This window comes from Faecalibacterium sp. OF03-6AC (assembly GCF_003478175.1).
GTDB lineage: Bacteria > Bacillota > Clostridia > Oscillospirales > Ruminococcaceae > Faecalibacterium > Faecalibacterium taiwanense.
The window spans coordinates 49,741-66,356 of the sequence record NZ_QUEN01000009.1 but is presented as its reverse complement, the minus strand read 5'-3'; the positions used below and the strand labels follow the sequence as shown (position 1 = coordinate 66,356).

At 59.2% G+C, this 16,616-nt stretch carries 10 protein-coding genes; 6 read left to right on the top strand and 4 right to left on the bottom strand.

The genetic code is table 11. From position 1 onward, the window contains the following. Positions 1 to 98 precede the first annotated feature (98 nt). Both DXA66_RS10815 and DXA66_RS10810 read left to right on the top strand, forming a co-directional pair. Positions 99 to 1,106, top strand: a complete 1,008-nt coding sequence (locus DXA66_RS10815) for an RluA family pseudouridine synthase (protein WP_118528849.1) — start codon at positions 99 to 101, stop codon at positions 1,104 to 1,106. Then, on the top strand, positions 1,099 to 1,719 hold the full coding sequence (locus DXA66_RS10810) for a CatA-like O-acetyltransferase (RefSeq protein ID WP_118528847.1): 621 nt from the start codon (positions 1,099 to 1,101) through the stop codon (positions 1,717 to 1,719). The genes DXA66_RS10815 and DXA66_RS10810 overlap by 8 nt, the downstream gene beginning before the upstream one ends. A 63-nt stretch (positions 1,720 to 1,782) precedes the next feature. On the opposite strand, the gene DXA66_RS10805 is transcribed toward DXA66_RS10810, so the two are convergent. The 4 genes from DXA66_RS10805 to DXA66_RS10790 form a co-directional block, all read right to left on the bottom strand. After that, a complete protein-coding gene (locus tag DXA66_RS10805; RefSeq protein WP_118528845.1) occupies positions 1,783 to 2,175 on the bottom strand; it encodes a hypothetical protein in 393 nt (130 codons plus the stop codon). Between the two features lie 12 nt (positions 2,176 to 2,187). After that, entirely contained in the window at positions 2,188 to 3,474 is a 1,287-nt protein-coding gene (locus tag DXA66_RS10800) for a diaminopimelate decarboxylase (RefSeq protein ID WP_097775440.1), read from the bottom strand. Between the two features lie 221 nt (positions 3,475 to 3,695). Next, positions 3,696 to 5,591, bottom strand: coding sequence for a nucleoside-diphosphate sugar epimerase/dehydratase (locus tag DXA66_RS10795; protein ID WP_118528929.1), 1,896 nt, complete (start codon positions 5,589 to 5,591; stop codon positions 3,696 to 3,698). Positions 5,592 to 5,750: 159 nt separating this feature from the next. Continuing rightward, the gene (locus DXA66_RS10790) at positions 5,751 to 7,322 is read right to left on the bottom strand and encodes an oligosaccharide flippase family protein (RefSeq protein ID WP_118528843.1); all 1,572 of its coding nucleotides are present in this window, start codon (positions 7,320 to 7,322) and stop codon (positions 5,751 to 5,753) included. A 197-nt stretch (positions 7,323 to 7,519) separates the two neighbouring features. On the opposite strand from DXA66_RS10790, the gene DXA66_RS10785 reads away from it, so the two are divergent. The 4 genes from DXA66_RS10785 (at position 7,520) to gltB (ending at position 16,614) form a co-directional block, all read left to right on the top strand. Next, positions 7,520 to 8,353, top strand: coding sequence for an Mrp/NBP35 family ATP-binding protein (locus DXA66_RS10785; RefSeq protein WP_044953699.1), 834 nt, complete (start codon positions 7,520 to 7,522; stop codon positions 8,351 to 8,353). A 426-nt stretch (positions 8,354 to 8,779) separates the two neighbouring features. Then, positions 8,780 to 10,132, top strand: coding sequence for an NADP-specific glutamate dehydrogenase (gene gdhA, locus DXA66_RS10780; protein WP_118528841.1), 1,353 nt, complete (start codon positions 8,780 to 8,782; stop codon positions 10,130 to 10,132). Between the two features lie 113 nt (positions 10,133 to 10,245). Then, complete coding sequence (hcp, locus tag DXA66_RS10775) at positions 10,246 to 11,826, top strand: hydroxylamine reductase (protein ID WP_118528839.1); 1,581 nt, start codon at positions 10,246 to 10,248, stop codon at positions 11,824 to 11,826. Between the two features lie 252 nt (positions 11,827 to 12,078). Continuing rightward, positions 12,079 to 16,614 (top strand): glutamate synthase large subunit, encoded by a 4,536-nt coding sequence (gene gltB, locus DXA66_RS10770; protein ID WP_118528837.1) that lies wholly within the window; start codon positions 12,079 to 12,081, stop codon positions 16,612 to 16,614. The last annotated feature ends 2 nt before the right edge of the window (positions 16,615 to 16,616 follow it).

Genomic DNA, 16,616 nt, shown 5'->3' with positions numbered 1-16,616 from the left:
TTTGCGGTAAAATAGTTTTGATCCGGGGCGTTTCCGCGTTGACTTGCAGCCAAGGCTGTATTACTATAAAGGTATCTCTTGAAAATTGAGGAACATTTATGAAACAATATACCGCAACCGCCAACGACGACGGCGTTCGTCTTTCCCGCTTTGTGCAGAGCGTGACCCGCGATTTTCCCACCAGCCTTTTGTACAAGAGCTTCCGCAATAAGCGCGTGAAGGTAAACGGAAAAAAGGCCGTGCCGGAGTACCGCATTCAGGCAGGCGACCTGATCGAGCTGTACATCAACGACGAGTTTTTCCCGCCGGAAGGCGCAAAAACCGTGCAGAAGGCCGCGCCGAAAAAAAAGCAGAATCAGCCCAAGGTCAATATCATTTATGAGGACGAAAACATTGCTGTGCTGTACAAACCCACCCACCTTTTGTGCCATAGCGACCGCACCGGCGATGCAAACCTTGTGGACGCTTTTACCCAGTATCTGGCCGAAAAAGGCGAGTACGACCCCCACGGCGAGAACCGGTTCAAGCCCGGCATTTGCAACCGGCTGGACCGCGGCACCGAGGGCCTTGTGATCGCCGCCAAGAGCTACACCGCCCTGCGGGACATGAACGAGATCATCCGCACTGATCTACTCAAAAAGGAGTACTACACCATCACGGTGGGTATCCCGCAGTCCGGGCGGTTCACCGCATGGTGGGAGCACGACGAGAAGAACAACAAGGTAAGCATCCACGCACACCAGTCGCAGGACGAGCGCCGCAAGCAGATCATTACGGACGTGGACGTACTGCGCACCGCCGGGCCGTTCGCCCTGTGCAAGATCGGCCTTGTCACCGGCCGCACCCACCAGATCCGTGCACATCTGGCCTATCTGGGCCGTCCGGTTCTGGGCGATATCAAGTACGGCAACCGCAAGATGAACGAGCGCACCGGCACCAAAACGCAGGCCCTGTGCGCTGTGCGGGTCACTTTCCTTGATATTCCCGAGGAAAACACCCTGCATTATCTCTCCGGCAAGGTCGTCAAGCTGAAGGACCCGCAGATCGTAAAGCAGTTCGATGCACTGGATAAAAGCAAGGCGGATGGAGAAAACAACCATGCATAAAATCGACATGAACACGTGGCCGCGGGCAGAGCTGTTCCGGTTCTTTTCCGGAGTGTCGCAGCCATTTTACAGTGTCACCTTCCGGGTGGACGTGACGAATCTCCACGCCTACACCAAAGCCCGCGGCATTTCCTTTTATTATGCCCTCGGCTATCTCGTGACCGATGCCGTGAACAGCGTGGTGAATTTCCGCTATACCATCCGGGACGGCGAGGTCTGGCTTCTGGATAAGCGCATCCCCAGCCTGACCGATCTGAAGCCCGGCAGTGAGCAGTTCCACATCGTCACACTGCCCAAGACCGGCACGCTGGACGAGTTCTGCTGCGCCGCAAAAGCTAAGAGCGCTGCACAGCAGAGCTTTCTGGATCAGGACTGCGAGACGGACGCGCTGATCTACATTTCCACCACGCCGTGGTTTGATCTGACCAGTTGTACCAACGAGCGGGATTTCGACCGGGACGACAACATTCCCCGCATCTGCTGGGGCAAATATGTGCCCGCAGACGGCCGCGAAACGCTTGGTATGAGCGTGGAAGTGAACCACCGGTTCATCGACGGGTATCATCTGGGGCAGTTTTACCAGAAACTGCAACGTGCCATCAACGCATTGTGAACTTTACTGCACACAAAAAGGCTGCTGTACAAAACCGTACAGCAGCCTTTTCCGTTTCAGGATTTACCTTTTGTCCTGTTCTTCCTGTCTCTCCTGCTCTTGCCGCAGCTCTTTGATGCGCTTTCTCTCGCTCTGGACATGGGGCCATGGCCAGCTGAAGCCCTCGTTCTCACGGCACCATTTGACCAGCGGATAGAAGGCGAAAGCCAGACCGAAGAGGTACAGCAGAGCGTACAACAGGGCATCCAGCGTGATGAGCGCATCCAGTGCACCGATCACCGCCACCACGCAGCCTGCCTTCAAAAAGAACAGGCCGTTCTGGCGGCAGTATTCCTCAAAGTGTTCCGCTTTGACGGCACGGCGGCCCTGATCTCCCCAGACACGGGGATTTTTCATGACCGAATAGCCGTAGAATACCATCATCAGGCCAAGGGTGAGCTGAAAGCCAAAAAACATTTATGATACCTCTTAATCTTCAAACAGCGGCTTCATCAGGGGCAGGAAATCCAATGTTGCAAAGTAATCGCGCGGAGTCTCGGCACGGCGGATCAGACGGTGGGTGCCATCCTCGCACAGCAGCACTTCGGCGCTGCGCAGCTTGCCGTTGTAGTTGTAGCCCATGGCAGAGCCGTGTGCACCGGTGTCGTGGATATAAACGATGTCGCCAATGTCGATCTTGGGCAGCATCCGGTCAATGGCAAACTTGTCGTTGTTCTCGCACAGACCGCCCACCACATCATACATGTGGTCGCAGGGCTCATTTTCCTTGCCCAGCACGGTGATGTGGTGGTAAGCGCCGTACATGGCCGGGCGCATCAGGTTGGCTGCGCAGGCATCCAGACCGATGTATTCCTTATAGATGTGCTTTTCGTGGATGGCAGTTGCCACCAGTGCGCCGTAGGGGCCGGTGGTAAAGCGGCCCATCTCAGTAAAGATGGCCACATCGCCCATGCCTGCGGGCACCAGAATTTCCTCAAACTTCTTGCGCACACCCTCGCCGATGGCCATGATATCGTTCTCGGTCTGCTCCGGGCGGTACGGGATGCCCACACCGCCGGACAGGTTGATGTAGCCGATGTGCACACCGGTGGCCTTCTGCACCCGGACAGCCAGCTGGAACAGGATACCTGCCAGCTCCGGGTAATACTCATCGGAAATGGTATTGGAAGCAAGGAAAGCGTGGATGCCGAAGTTCTTGGCACCCTTGGCGGCCAGCTTCTTGTAGCTTTCGATCATCTGCTCCTCGGTCATGCCGTACTTGGCATCGCCGGGCTTGTCCATGACCTGAAAGCCCTCTTCGCTCTCGCCCAGACTGAAGGTGCCGCCCGGGTTATAGCGGCAGAAGATATTCTCCGGCACACCGGCGACACGCTCCAGAAATTCCACCATGGTGGCATCGTCCAGATTGATATAGGCACCCAGCTCGTAGGCCTTCTTCATATCCTCCACGGGAGTCTGGTTGGAGGAGAACATGATTTCACTGCCGGAGAAACCGCACACCTCGCTGAGCATCAGCTCCGTCAGGGACGAGCAGTCCACGCCGCAGCCCTCCTCCTTGAGGATCTGCAGGATGACAGGGTTTGGCAGAGCCTTGACGGCAAAATACTCCTTGAAGCCTTTGTTCCAGCTGAATGCCTTGTTGATGCGGCGGGCATTTTCACGGATGCCCTTCTCATCGTAGACATGGAACGGCGTGGGCACATCCTGAATGATCTCCTGTGCCATCGCCTCGGTCAGAAACGGTTTCTTTTCCATAGTAACATCCCTCTCAAGTTTTTATATCATAAGGTCCGGGTGATTGTGGTGAGAACTCCTTCCGTCTTTGCTTCGCAAAGCCACCTCCCTCCAAGAGGGAGGCTTTTAGCGGTGCGATAAACTTTGCCGCCACGGGATAAGGCTCCCTCCCAGAGGGAGCTGGCAAACCCGCAGGGTTTGACTGAGGGAGTTCCCTCCAACTATCCAGACCCCAGCCAGCGTTACAGCTTCAGATTCTGGCGGGTAGGGGTGAAGGTCGGGATCATCTTTGCCAGCTGCTGCACCACACCCTCGTCGTTGTGCTCTGCCGCAGCGGCAAGCTCCTGCAGCTGCCCATAGAACTCGGCCAGATCGATGCTGCGCGGCGAAGCCACAAAAATTTTATTGTGCTGGGTGCGGCGCATCTTGTCCTGCTCCTCGTCCATCATCAGCTCTTCATAGAGCTTCTCGCCCGGACGCAGACCCACGATCTTGATCTCCATATTCACACCCGGCTCATAGCCGTAAAAGCGGATGAGCTGCTTTGCAAGATCCATGATCTTGACCGGCTCGCCCATGTCCAGCACATAGATATTGCCGCTTTCGGCCAGCGCACCAGCCTGCAGCACCAGCTGGGCCGCTTCCGGAATGGTCATAAAGTAACGCTCAATGTTGGGATCCGTCAGGGTGACAGGCCCGCCTTTTTTGATCTGAGCCTCAAACAGCGGAATGACGCTGCCGTGGCTGCCCAGCACATTGCCAAAACGCACAGCCACACACTTCATATCCGTGTTGCCTGCAAAGGTCTGGATGAGCATTTCGCAGATGCGCTTGGTACAGCCCATCACACTGGTGGGGTTCACAGCCTTATCGGTGGAAAGCTGCACGAACCGCTCCACGTCGTGTTCGCTGGCGCTCACCAGCAGATTTTTGGTGCCCAGAACATTGTTCTTGACCGCTTCTGCAGGGCTGACTTCCATCAGCGGCACATGCTTGTGTGCTGCCGCATGGAACACCACAGTGGGATGATATGTTTCAAAAACCTCATCCAGACGCTTTTTATCGCGGATGGAGCCAATGAGCACCGTTACCGGGATATCCCGGCCGTACTTCTGCTGCAGCTCCATCAAAAGCTCATAGGCGCAGTTCTCGTAGATATCAAAAATAAGCAGCTTGCCGGGCTTGAAGCGCATCACCTGACGGCACAGTTCGCTGCCGATGGAGCCGCCGCCGCCCGTGACCAGAACGGTCTTGCCGGTGAGGTAGCCGGAGATCTGATCGGTATCCAGCGTCACCTCATCGCGGGAAAGGAAGTCCGCCGGGTTCAACTCGCGGAAGGCTCCCTGCTGAGGTGTACCGCTGCCCACCAGCTGCGGGTCGCTGAGCAGCTGCACCGCACAATGGGTGCTGACGCACAGATCGATGACATGGTTCAGCTTGCTGCCCTTCAGGGTAGGAATGGCGATGATGATGCTGTGGATGCCGTAGCGCTTGCACAGGTCCGGGATCTCTTCCAGCGTGCCCTTCACCGGCACCCCGTGGATGGTCTGGTTGAGTTTTGTGGGATCATCGTCCACCGCCACCACCGCGTGACCATATTCCTTATTGGATTTGCACACGTTGATGGCCCATGCACCGGCTTCGCCTGCACCTACGATCATCACCGGGCGGTTGGGGTCCTTGTTGGCAGCGCCGCGCAGCCTTTCGCCCAGCGGATGGTTCAAAAACAGCCTCCATGCCAGACGGCTGCCGCCCACCAGCAGGAAGATGAGCACCGCCGCCATACAGTTGGCGGAGTTGAACAGCACGCCGTGGATGCACAGACGGTTGACACAGTAGACGACAACGGTAGGCACAGCCACCGTTCCCGCCAGACGCATCAGGTCGCGTTCACCGGCATACTTCCACAGTACGGAGTACAGCCCGCTGAACAGAAAGCTGGCAATGTACACCGCCACGATCCATGGCAGATTTTCGTACAGAAGCTCACGGTTATGCGGCCACCAGGCAGCTTCCACTGCTCCGTCTGCCCGCAGCAGAAGCGCAAAATAAAAGCTGAATGCAACAATGGCTGCATCCAGCAGCACAAGCAGCGCCCGGCGCGCAAGCACCTGCGGCGTGTTCTTTTTATCTTTCACAAAAAAGTCCTCTTTTACATACGGCACAAGTGCCGCAGTTTTGGCCGGAAAAGCTTCCGGTTTCACAGAGTATCCGGCACACCGGACAGCCCTATCTTTATATTATACTCAGAACACTGCAGAATGTCCAGAAAATTTGAATCCGCTGCCAAACTCCCTCTATTTTTTCGGTCTGCCGGGCCGGTGCGCAGCCCAGAGCGCGGCCGCTTCCTCTCCAAGGCCCAGCGGCCATGCCGCCAGCAGGAACACTCCTGTGGTAGCGCAGCCGCCTACGCCCAACGCGGCCAGCTGCAAAGGCAGCCGAGCCGCAAACCCATCCGCAAGCAGCTTCCGCAACGCCATGCCAGCCGCCGCGGCCAGCACAGCTGCCAGTGCCGGTGCACCCAGCCAGCGGCGGAATGCATGCTGCGTGCCGCTGGAAAACAGCAGATGCCCGGTGTTGGCCGCGCAGGTGTACAGGCTGGAAAGCAGGATCACTGCCAAAAAGCCCTTCATGCCAAAGCGCGGCAGCAGCGCCACCACCCCGCCAATGCGCAGGATGGAATCCCACACGCTGTAGCGGAAGGCCGCCTTCTGCTCCCCTATCCCTTTCATGGCACCGTCCACCATGCTTTCCAGATACATCAGCGGCATGGCAGGAGCCAGCGTTTCCAGATAAAATCCGGCATCCGTACTTTGGTACAAAAGCTGTGCCAGCGGCCGTCCCCACACCCAGAACAGCACCCCTGCCAGCGCGGAAAAATAGCCGGTGAGCCGCAGCATCCGGTTCAAAAGTGCGTTGAGCCGTTCGGTTTGGCCCAGAATATGAGCCTGCGTGATCTCCGGCATCAGCAGCACCGAAAGACTGCCCAGCAGGCCAAATGGGAACGTAAGCAGCGGCAGAGCCATGCCTTTCAGTTCTCCGTACTGCTCCAGCGCGGTGGTGCGTCCGCCCGCGTTGATCAGATAGACCGCAAGGCAGGCGGGCACCAGCATGTTCTCTGCGGTATGCAGAGCGCTTGCCAGCACCCGCCCGCCCTCCACCGGCCACAGGATCTCCCACAGACGGCGGGCCGGGTCTGCAGGGCAGACGGCTTTTTGCCCCGCAAAGGCACTGCGGGCATCCCGCCGGTAAAAGACCAGCATGCACAGCGCCGACACCGCTTCGCTGACGGCGGTAGCTCCCAGCACCAGCATACAGCGCACGCCCACCGCAAGGCCCTCGGTACGGGTGAGCGCCAGAGCTACCAGCGCAATGCGCACTGTCTGTTCGGTAAGCTGGCTGAACACATTGGGGGCCACATGCCGCCGGGCGATGAAAAAGCCCCGCAGGACCGCAGACACTGCCATCCATGGCATTCCCAGCGCTGAAACGCGCAAAGCGCCGGCAGCGCGGACATCGCCAAGCCAGCACCGGGCCGCAAGATCCGCTGTTGCCAGCTGCAGTGCGGCGGCAAACAGCCCCAGCACAAGCCCCGCCGCCAGCAGATGCCGCAGCATCCCCCGGGCCGCACCGCGGGCAGAGTCCGGGCCGCTGAGCTCCTCGGCCATAAGCCGGGTAGCTGCCACCGAGATGCCCGCCGTTGCCAGCGTGACGAACAGTGAATACACCGCCAGCACCAGCTGGTAAAGGCCCATCCCTTCGCCGCCCAGCTCGTTTGCCAGCCAGATGCGCAGGCCCATGCCGGCCAGCCGCAGCACAACGTCTGAACCGGTGAGCAGTGCCGCATTTTTCAAATAGCTCTGCCGCATGGCGCACCTCCTGCCGGAATGTTCCGGTTCCAGCATATGAAGCGGCGGAACAGGATATGCAAAAGCAGAGCGGCGCGGCGGGTTGTTTCCCGCGCACTTTTATGGTATAGTAAAGGGGCGGCTTTTATATGGCCGTATTCTGATCAAGGAGGAAGCACACGGCCAATGCCTCTGAGCCAGCCGTGCGCAAAAAGAGAATGAGCGAAGAATGTACCCATGACTGCTCCAGCTGCGGAGCAGCATGTTCTTCCCGCGATGCAGCGCCCAAGCACGATGCCCCCAACCCCAACAGCAGCGTCAAAAAGGTCATCGGCGTTGTGTCCGGCAAAGGCGGCGTTGGCAAGAGCATGACCAGCGCCCTGCTGGCCTGCGCCATGGCACGCCGCGGCTACCACTGCGGCATTCTGGATGCCGACATCACCGGCCCTTCCATCCCGAAGCTGTTCGGCATCCATGGCCGCGCCATGGCCGACGACAAGGGCTGCTGGCCCATCCAGAGCCGCATGGGCATCGATGTTATGAGCATCAACCTGCTGGTGGAAAATGAGGAAGACCCCGTTGTGTGGCGCGGCCCGGTCATTGCCGGTGCTGTCAAGCAGTTCTGGACCGATGTGGTCTGGAAGGACGTAGACTTTCTGTTCGTGGACATGCCCCCGGGAACCGGTGATGTGCCCCTGACCGTGTTCCAGAGCCTGCCGGTGGACGGCATTGTTGTGGTGGCAAGCCCGCAGGAGCTGGTGAGCATGATCGTGGCCAAGGCCGTGAACATGGCTGAAATGATGAAGGTGCCCATGCTGGGCATTGTGGAGAACATGAGCTACATCGTCTGCCCCGACTGCGGCAAGCACATCAATGTGTTCGGCGAGAGCCATGTGGATGAGGTGGCTGCAAAGCACGGCCTGCCCGTGCTGGCCAAGTGTCCCATCGACCCCCAGCTGGCTGCGCTTTCCGATGCCGGTATGATCGAGACCTACGGCGGCGAATATCTGGAAGGTGCCGCAGATGCCTGCGAAAAGCTGCTGAAGAAGTAAAAATCGTTTCTCTGCCCTGTGCCGTTTGCGTGGTGCAGGGCTTTTTGGTTGCAGAAAATGTGGCTTTCTGCGCCTGCGGAATGCAGCAAAATGGAGAAAAGACATTCTTTTCCGTATTTCTTTTGTTCTGTCAGCGCTTTAAAAAACAAGGTTCTGTGCAGTTTTTCTCTTTTATTTTTCGTTTTGTGAAGCGGTTTCAACTTTTCATCTGTTTTTTGAAGCATTTTCTGCTTTCTCTCTATTGTCAAACCCACAGAAATGCTTTATAATAATAAAGCGGTCTGCAGCCATAAGCAGGCCGGTGTGTAAGAATGGAAATCCGGGATCGTCCCATAGCGTTTTAGCAGCGCGTCCGCTGTGCGGTGTGCCGGGCGGTTTCGTCTTTTTCAAATTTTATAGAGTAATTGGGAAAAGGAGTATTCTACTATGCTGACGAATGAATACCTGAAGCGCGTTTACGAAGGTCTGGAAAAGCGCAATGCCAACGAGCCTGAGTTCCTGCAGGCTGTGCGTGAGGTTCTGGAGAGCATCCAGCCCGTTGTTGAGAAGCACCCCGAGTACGAGAAGGCCGGCCTGATCGAGCGCATGGTCGAGCCGGAGCGCATCATCACCTTCCGTGTGCCTTGGGTAGACGATCAGGGCAAGGTTCAGGTGAACCGCGGCTACCGCGTACAGTTCAACAGCGCCATCGGCCCCTACAAGGGCGGCCTGCGCTTCCATCCCTCTGTCAATCAGGGCATCCTGAAGTTCCTCGGCTTTGAGCAGATCTTCAAGAACAGCCTGACCACCCTGCCCATGGGCGGCGGCAAGGGCGGCTCCGACTTCGACCCCCACGGCAAGAGCGACATGGAAGTGATGCGCTTCTGCCAGAGCTTCATGACCGAGCTGTACCGCCACATCGGCCAGTTCGTGGACTGCCCCGCCGGTGATATCGGTGTCGGCGGCCGCGAGGTCGGCTATATGTTCGGCCAGTACAAGCGCCTGACCAACAGCTTCCAGGGCGGCATGCTCACCGGCAAGGGCCTGACCTTCGGTGGTTCTCTGGCCCGTACCGAGGCTACCGGCTACGGCCTGTGCTACTTCACCGCTGAAGCTCTGAAGTGCATGCGCAACGACAGCTTCCAGGGCAAGACCGTGGTCATCTCCGGTTCCGGCAACGTGGCAATCTACGCCTGCGAGAAGGCTACCCAGCTGGGTGCCAAGGTCGTGACCATGTCCGACTCCAACGGCTACGTCTACGACCCCAACGGCATCGATCTGGCCTACGTCAAGGATCTGAAGGAAGTCCGCCGCGGCCGCATCAAGGAGTACGCCGAGACCCACGAGGGTGTAACCTATGTTGCAGATTGCAGCAAGGTCTGGACTGTCCCCTGCGACATCGCCCTGCCCTGCGCAACCCAGAACGAGATCAACAAGGAGTCCGCTGAGGCTCTGGTGAAGGGCGGCTGCACCGTCGTGTGCGAGGGCGCCAACATGCCCAGCACCCCGGAGGCCATCGAGGTCTACCTGTCCAACGGCATCCTGTACGGACCTGCAAAGGCTTCCAACGCAGGCGGCGTGGCTACCTCCGGTCTGGAGATGAGCCAGAACTCTGAGCGCCTGAGCTGGAGCTTTGAGGAAGTGGATGCCAAGCTGAAGGGCATCATGGAGGGCATCTTCCATGCTTCCTACGATGCATCTGTGGCTGCCGGTTCCGAGGGCAACCTGATGGTCGGTGCAAACTGCGCCGGCTTCCTGAAGGTCGCTACCGCCATGATGGCTCAGGGCATCACCTACTAAGTCATACCGCATCGTCTAAGAGCCGCGCCCGCAGGGGTGCGGCTCTTTTTTGGTATAACCCCGCCCCGCTCTGCCCACACTGGCAGTATCTTATGGCAGAAAGGGAGTTTTGTATGGACGAGCAGATGTTTTGTTTTCAGTGTGAGCAGGCGGCGGGCTGCACCGCCTGCACCGGCGCAGCGGGGGTGTGCGGCAAGTCGGCCGAGACAGCCGCCGCACAGGACCGGCTCACCGGGGCGCTCATCGCGTTTGCCGGGCAGCTCATCGCGGCGGGGCGCGGCCCGACCCCGGAACAGGCCCGGCTGCTGATGCAGGGGCTGTTCACCACCATTACCAACGTGAACTTTGACACCGCCGCCGTGGACGCACTGACCCGCCGGGTGCACGACGCCAGCCCCGGCACCGGCCCGGACTACGACATGCAGGCCCTCTGGCGGGAACCGGACGCCGACCGGCGCAGCCTGAAATGCTTTGTGCTGTTCAGCCTGCGGGGCATGGCCGCCTACAACTACCACGCCCGAGTGCTGGGCCGCATCGACCCGGAGCTGGACCGGTTCTTCTGTACCGCCCTGCAGGCCGTGGGCGACCCCGGCCAGACCACCGACGCCCTGTGGCAGCTGGTGCAGGCCACAGGAGAAGCCAGCTACCGCTGCATGGAGCTGCTGGACGCGGCCAACACCAGCGCGTTTGGCGATCCGGAACCGGTGCAGGTGCCCCTGACCATTGAAAAGGGGCCGTTCATCGTGATTTCCGGCCACGACCTCTACGACGCACAGCAGCTGCTGGAACAGACCGCAGGCCGGGGCGTCAACGTCTACACCCACTCGGAGATGCTGCCCGCCCACGGCTACCCGGAGCTGAAGCGCCGCTACCCCCACCTCAAGGGCAACTTTGGCACTGCATGGCAGAACCAGCAGCGGGAGTTCGAGGACATCCCCGCGCCCATCCTGTTCACTACCAACTGCATCATGCCCCTGCGCGCCAGCTACGCCGACCGGGTGTTCACCACCTCGGTGGTGGCTTACCCCGGCGTGCCCCACATCGACGAAGGGCGCGACTTTTCCCCGGTGATCGAAAAGGCTCTGGAGCTGGGCGGCTACGCGCAGGACACCCTGCTGCCCGGCCTGAACGGCGGCTCCACGGTGACCACCGGTTTTGCCCGCACCGCCGTGCTGCAGCACGCGGACGAGATCGTGCAGGCGGTGCGGGACGGTAAGCTGCGGCACTTCTTTCTGGTGGGCGGCTGCGACGGCACCCGGCCCAGCCGCCGCTACTACACCGAGTTTGCCCGCCTTACCCCGCCCGACACCATCCTGCTGACCCTGGCCTGCGGCAAGTTCCGCCTGAACGACCTGCCCCTTGGCACCGTGCCGGGCACCGGCCTGCCCCGCATCCTGGACGTGGGCCAGTGCAACGACGCCTACAGCGCCATCCGCATCGCATTGGCGCTGGCCGACGCCTTTGGCTGCGGCGTCAACGACCTGCCCCTCTCGCTGGTGCTGTGCTGGTTTGAGCAGAAGGCCGTGTGCATCCTCATCGCGCTGCTGGCGCTGGGCATCCGGAACATCCGGCTGGGGCCTACCCTGCCCCCGTTCCTCTCGCCGGGGGTGGTGCGCACCCTGCAGGAACGGTACGGTCTCAAGCCCATTGCCACCCCGGAAGCCGACCTGCAGGCCATTCTGGGCAGACATTGAGCCTGCACTGTTCTCACTATAGCTACAACTGACCGCCGTGCGCGGCGTTTCGCACAAGAAGTGGTGTAAAGCAGTTGTCATATTTGGTGCAGCTGTCACTTGAAGATTCTTCACGGCTCGCTATAATAATAAGTACCGGAACAAAGGCGTTCCGCAAGGGTAAAGTATGCCCTTGCGGGGCGCTTTTTCTTTTTTGTCAAAATGCGGAGGGTGCCGCACCGGTGAGGATTTTAGATAAGGATGGGAAAGTCTATGGAAAACTTTACAGAGCAGAAAAACACCCTTGGTCTGTACGATCCACAGTTTGAGCACGATGCCTGCGGCATTGGCGCTGTGGTGGATATCAAGGGCCGCAAAAGCCACCAGACCGTGGACGATGCACTGGCCATTGTGGAACGGCTGGAGCACCGTGCCGGCAAGGATGCCGAGGGCAAGACCGGCGACGGTGTGGGCATTTTGCTGCAGATCAGCCACAAGTTCTTCTCCAAGGTGGCCGAAGAACTGAACATCAGCCTTGGCAACGAGCGCGAGTACGGTGTGGGCATGTTCTTCTTCCCTCAGAGCGAACACCTGCGTGCGCAGGCCATGAAGCTGTTCGAGGTGGTCACCCGCAAGGAAGGCCTCGAATTTCTGGCATGGCGCAAGGTTCCCGTGAACCCGGATGCCGTGGGCCAGAAAGCCCGCGACTGTATGCCTGCTATCTGGCAGTGCTTCATCAAAAAGCCCGCCAAGGTGAGCAAGGGCATCGATTTTGACCGCAAGCTGTACATTGTGCGCCGCGTGTTCGAGCAGGCCAGCAACGGCACTTATGTGCCCAGCCTGTCCAGCCGCACCATCGTGTACAAGGGCATGTTCCTTGTGCACGACCTGCGCCTGTTCTATACCGACCTGCAGGACGAGGATTATGAATCCGCTATCGGCATGGTGCACAGCCGCTTCTCCACCAACACCAACCCCAGCTGGATGCGCGCACACCCCAACCGCTTCATCCTGCATAACGGCGAGATCAACACCATCAAGGGCAACACGGATGCCATGCTGGCCCGTGAAGAGAGCATCTCCAGCTCCATCATGCAGGACGACATGAACAAGATCCTGCCCATCATCAACACTTCCGGCTCCGACTCCGCCATGCTGGATAACGCGCTGGAATTCATGGTGATGAACGGCATGGATCTGCCTCTGGCCGTGATGATCACCATTCCCGAGCCGTGGGAGAACAACAAAAACATCAGCCAGAAAAAGCGCGATTTCTACCAGTATTATGCCACCATGCTGGAGCCTTGGGATGGCCCCGCTGCCATCCTCTTCTCGGACGGCGACGTGATGGGCGCTGTGCTGGACCGCAACGGTCTGCGCCCCAGCCGCTATTACATCACCAAGGACGGCCGCATGATCCTGTCCTCCGAGGTAGGTGTGCTGGAATGCGAGCCGGATAATATTCTGGTCAAGGATCGTCTGCGCCCCGGCAAAATGCTGCTGGTGGACACCGTGAAGGGCGAAGTGGTGGACGACGAAAAGCTCAAGGAGTTCTACGCCAGCCGTGAGCCTTACGGCGAGTGGATCGACCGCAACCTTGTGGAGCTGGCCAGACTGAAAATTCCCAACGTGAAGGTGGAAAGCTACACCGGCGATCAGCTCACCCGCCTGCAAAAGGTGTTCGGCTACAAGTATGAGGATGTGAACACCATGATCCTCTCCATGGCACGGGCAGGCGCAGAGCCTTCCGGCGCTATGGGCACCGACACCCCGCTTGCTGTGCTGAGCAACCAGCATCCGCCGCTGTTCAATTACTTCAAGCAGCGTTTTGCGCAGGTCACCAACCCGCCCATCGATGCCATCCGCGAAAAGGTGGTCACTTCCACCAGCGTGTATATTGGCGCACACGGCAACCTTCTGGAGGACAAGCCCGAGAACTGCAAGGTGCTCAAGGTGCACAACCCCATCCTGACCAGCACCGACCTGCTCAAGATCAAATATATGAACGTGCCCGGCTTCAAGGTAGCCACGGTGTCCATCAACTACTATAAGAATACCAGTCTGGAAAAGGCCATCGACCGTGTATTTCTGGAGGTCGACCGCGCCTACAAGGATGGTGCAAACATCATCATCCTTTCTGACCGCGATGTGGATGAATACCACGTGACCATTCCCAGCCTGCTGGCTGTTTCCGCGGTTTCGCAGTACCTGATCCGCACCAAGAAGAGCACCGCACTGGCCCTAATCCTGGAAAGTGCAGAGCCGCGCGAGGTGCACCACTTTGCCACCCTGCTGGGCTACGGTGCCTGCGCCATCAACCCCTATCTGGCACATGAGACCATCGGCCAGCTCATCGACGAAGGCCTGCTGGACAAAGATTACTATGCAGCCGTGGAGGACTACGACAACGCCATCCTCAGCGGCATTGTGAAGATCGCCTCCAAGATGGGCATTTCCACCATCCAGAGCTACCAGAGCAGCCAGATCTTTGAGGCTGTGGGCATCTCCAAGGATGTCATCGACAAATACTTCACCGGCACGGTGAGCCGTGTGGGCGGCATTACCCTTTCGGACATTCAGGCCGATGTGGAAGCCCAGCACAACGCAGCCTTCGACCCGCTGGGTCTGGACATCAACATGGAGCTGGCCGACAGCGGCGCACACAAGTTCCGCAGCGGCAAGGAAGAACACCTGTTCAACCCCCAGACCATCCACCTGTTCCAGAAAGCCTGCTGGACGAACGACTACTCGGCTTTCAAGCAGTTCACCAGCACCGTGGACAATATGGGTGCTGACGGCGTGCATCTGCGCAGCCTGCTGGACTTCAACTATGCTCCTGACGGCGGCATCCCGCTGGAAGAGGTGGAGCCGGTAAGCTCCATCGTCAAGCGGTTCAAGGGCGCAGCCATGAGCTACGGTGCCCTGAGCAGCGAAGCCCATGAGACCATTGCCATCGCCCTGAACCGTCTGGGCGGCCGCAGCAACACCGGCGAGGGCGGCGAACCCGAAGAGCGCTACCACAGCGAGAGCAATTCCAAGATCAAGCAGGTGGCTTCCGCACGCTTTGGTGTAACGAGCAAATACCTCGTTTCTGCGGAAGAGATCCAGATCAAGCTGGCACAGGGCGCAAAGCCCGGTGAGGGCGGCAACCTGCCCGGTGCCAAGGTATATCCGTGGATCGCAAAGACCCGCCACAGCACCACCGGTGTGGGCCTGATCTCTCCCCCGCCGCACCACGATATCTACTCCATCGAGGACCTTGCAGAGCTGATCTACGACCTGAAGAACGCCAACCGCAGCGCCAACATCAATGTCAAGCTGGTCAGTGAGGCCGGCGTTGGCACCATTGCGGCCGGTGTTGCCAAGGGCGGCGCACAGGTCATTCTGGTGTCCGGCTACGACGGCGGCACCGGTGCAGCACCGCGTACTTCCATCAAGCACGCTGGCCTGCCGTGGGAGCTGGGCATCGCCGAGACCCATCAGACCCTGATCCTGAACGGCCTGCGCACCCGCGTGCGCATCGAGAGCGACTCCAAGCTGCTCTCCGGCCGCGATGTTGCCATCAGCTGTATGCTGGGCGCAGAGGAGTTCGGCTTCGGAACTACCCTGCTGATGGCCGAGGGCTGCGTGATGATGCGTGTGTGCAATCTGGATACCTGCCCCATGGGCATCTGCACCCAGAACCCGGAGCTGCGCAAGAACTTCAAGGGCAAGCCGGAATACATCATCAACTACCTCACCTTTGTGGCCGAGGAGCTGCGCGAGTACATGGCAAAGCTGGGCGTGCGCACCATCGATGAACTGGTGGGCCGCACCGACCTGCTCAAGGTCAAGCCTGCCGCACCCGGCAGCCGCGCTTCCAAGATGGATCTCGACTGCATCCTGCACAACCCTGCCATCGAGAACAGCAATGTTCACTTCGTGAAGGAGGACACCTACGACTTCCATCTGGAAAATACCCTCGATATGAAGGTGCTGATGAAGAAGTTCAAGCTCAGCAGCAAGAATGCCCAGAGCGTGACGCTGGATGTCTCCAACACCGACCGCGCCTTTGGTGCCATCTTTGGCAGCGAGATCACCCGCAAATACGGCAACAGCCTGCCGGATGATGTTTACACCGCCCACTGTGTGGGTGCAGGCGGCCAGAGCTTTGGTGCCTTCATCCCGGGCGGCCTGACGCTGGACCTTGTGGGCGACTGCAACGACTACATGGGCAAAGGCCTTTCCGGCGGCAAGATCGTCGTGCGCCCGCCCAAGGGCATCACGTTCAAGCCCGAGGAGAACATTATCACCGGCAACGTGGCCCTGTACGGTGCTACCAGCGGCAAGGCGTTCATTTCCGGCGTGGCCGGTGAGCGCTTCGCCGTGCGCAACAGCGGTGCCACCGCCGTTGTGGAGGGCGTTGGCGACCACGGCTGCGAGTACATGACCGGCGGCACGGTGGTGGTTCTGGGCCAGACCGGCAAGAACTTTGCAGCCGGTATGACCGGCGGTATCGCCTACGTGCTGGACGAGAACTGGGACTTCTACCAGCGCGTGAACAAGGAGACCGTCAGTCTGGAGCCTGTGGAGCACAAGTACGATGTTGCCACCCTGAAAGAGCTGATCCGCGAACATGTGGAGGCCACCGGCTCTCCCCGCGGCAAAGAGATCCTTGACAACTTCAGCGAATTCCTGCCCAAGTTCAAGAAAGTTCTGCCCTACGATTATGACCGTATGCTGCGTGTGATCGCATCCGTTGAGGAGCGCGGTCTGGACGGCGAGCAGGCGCAGATCGAAGCATTCTACACGGTGCAGAAGAAGAAGTAAGG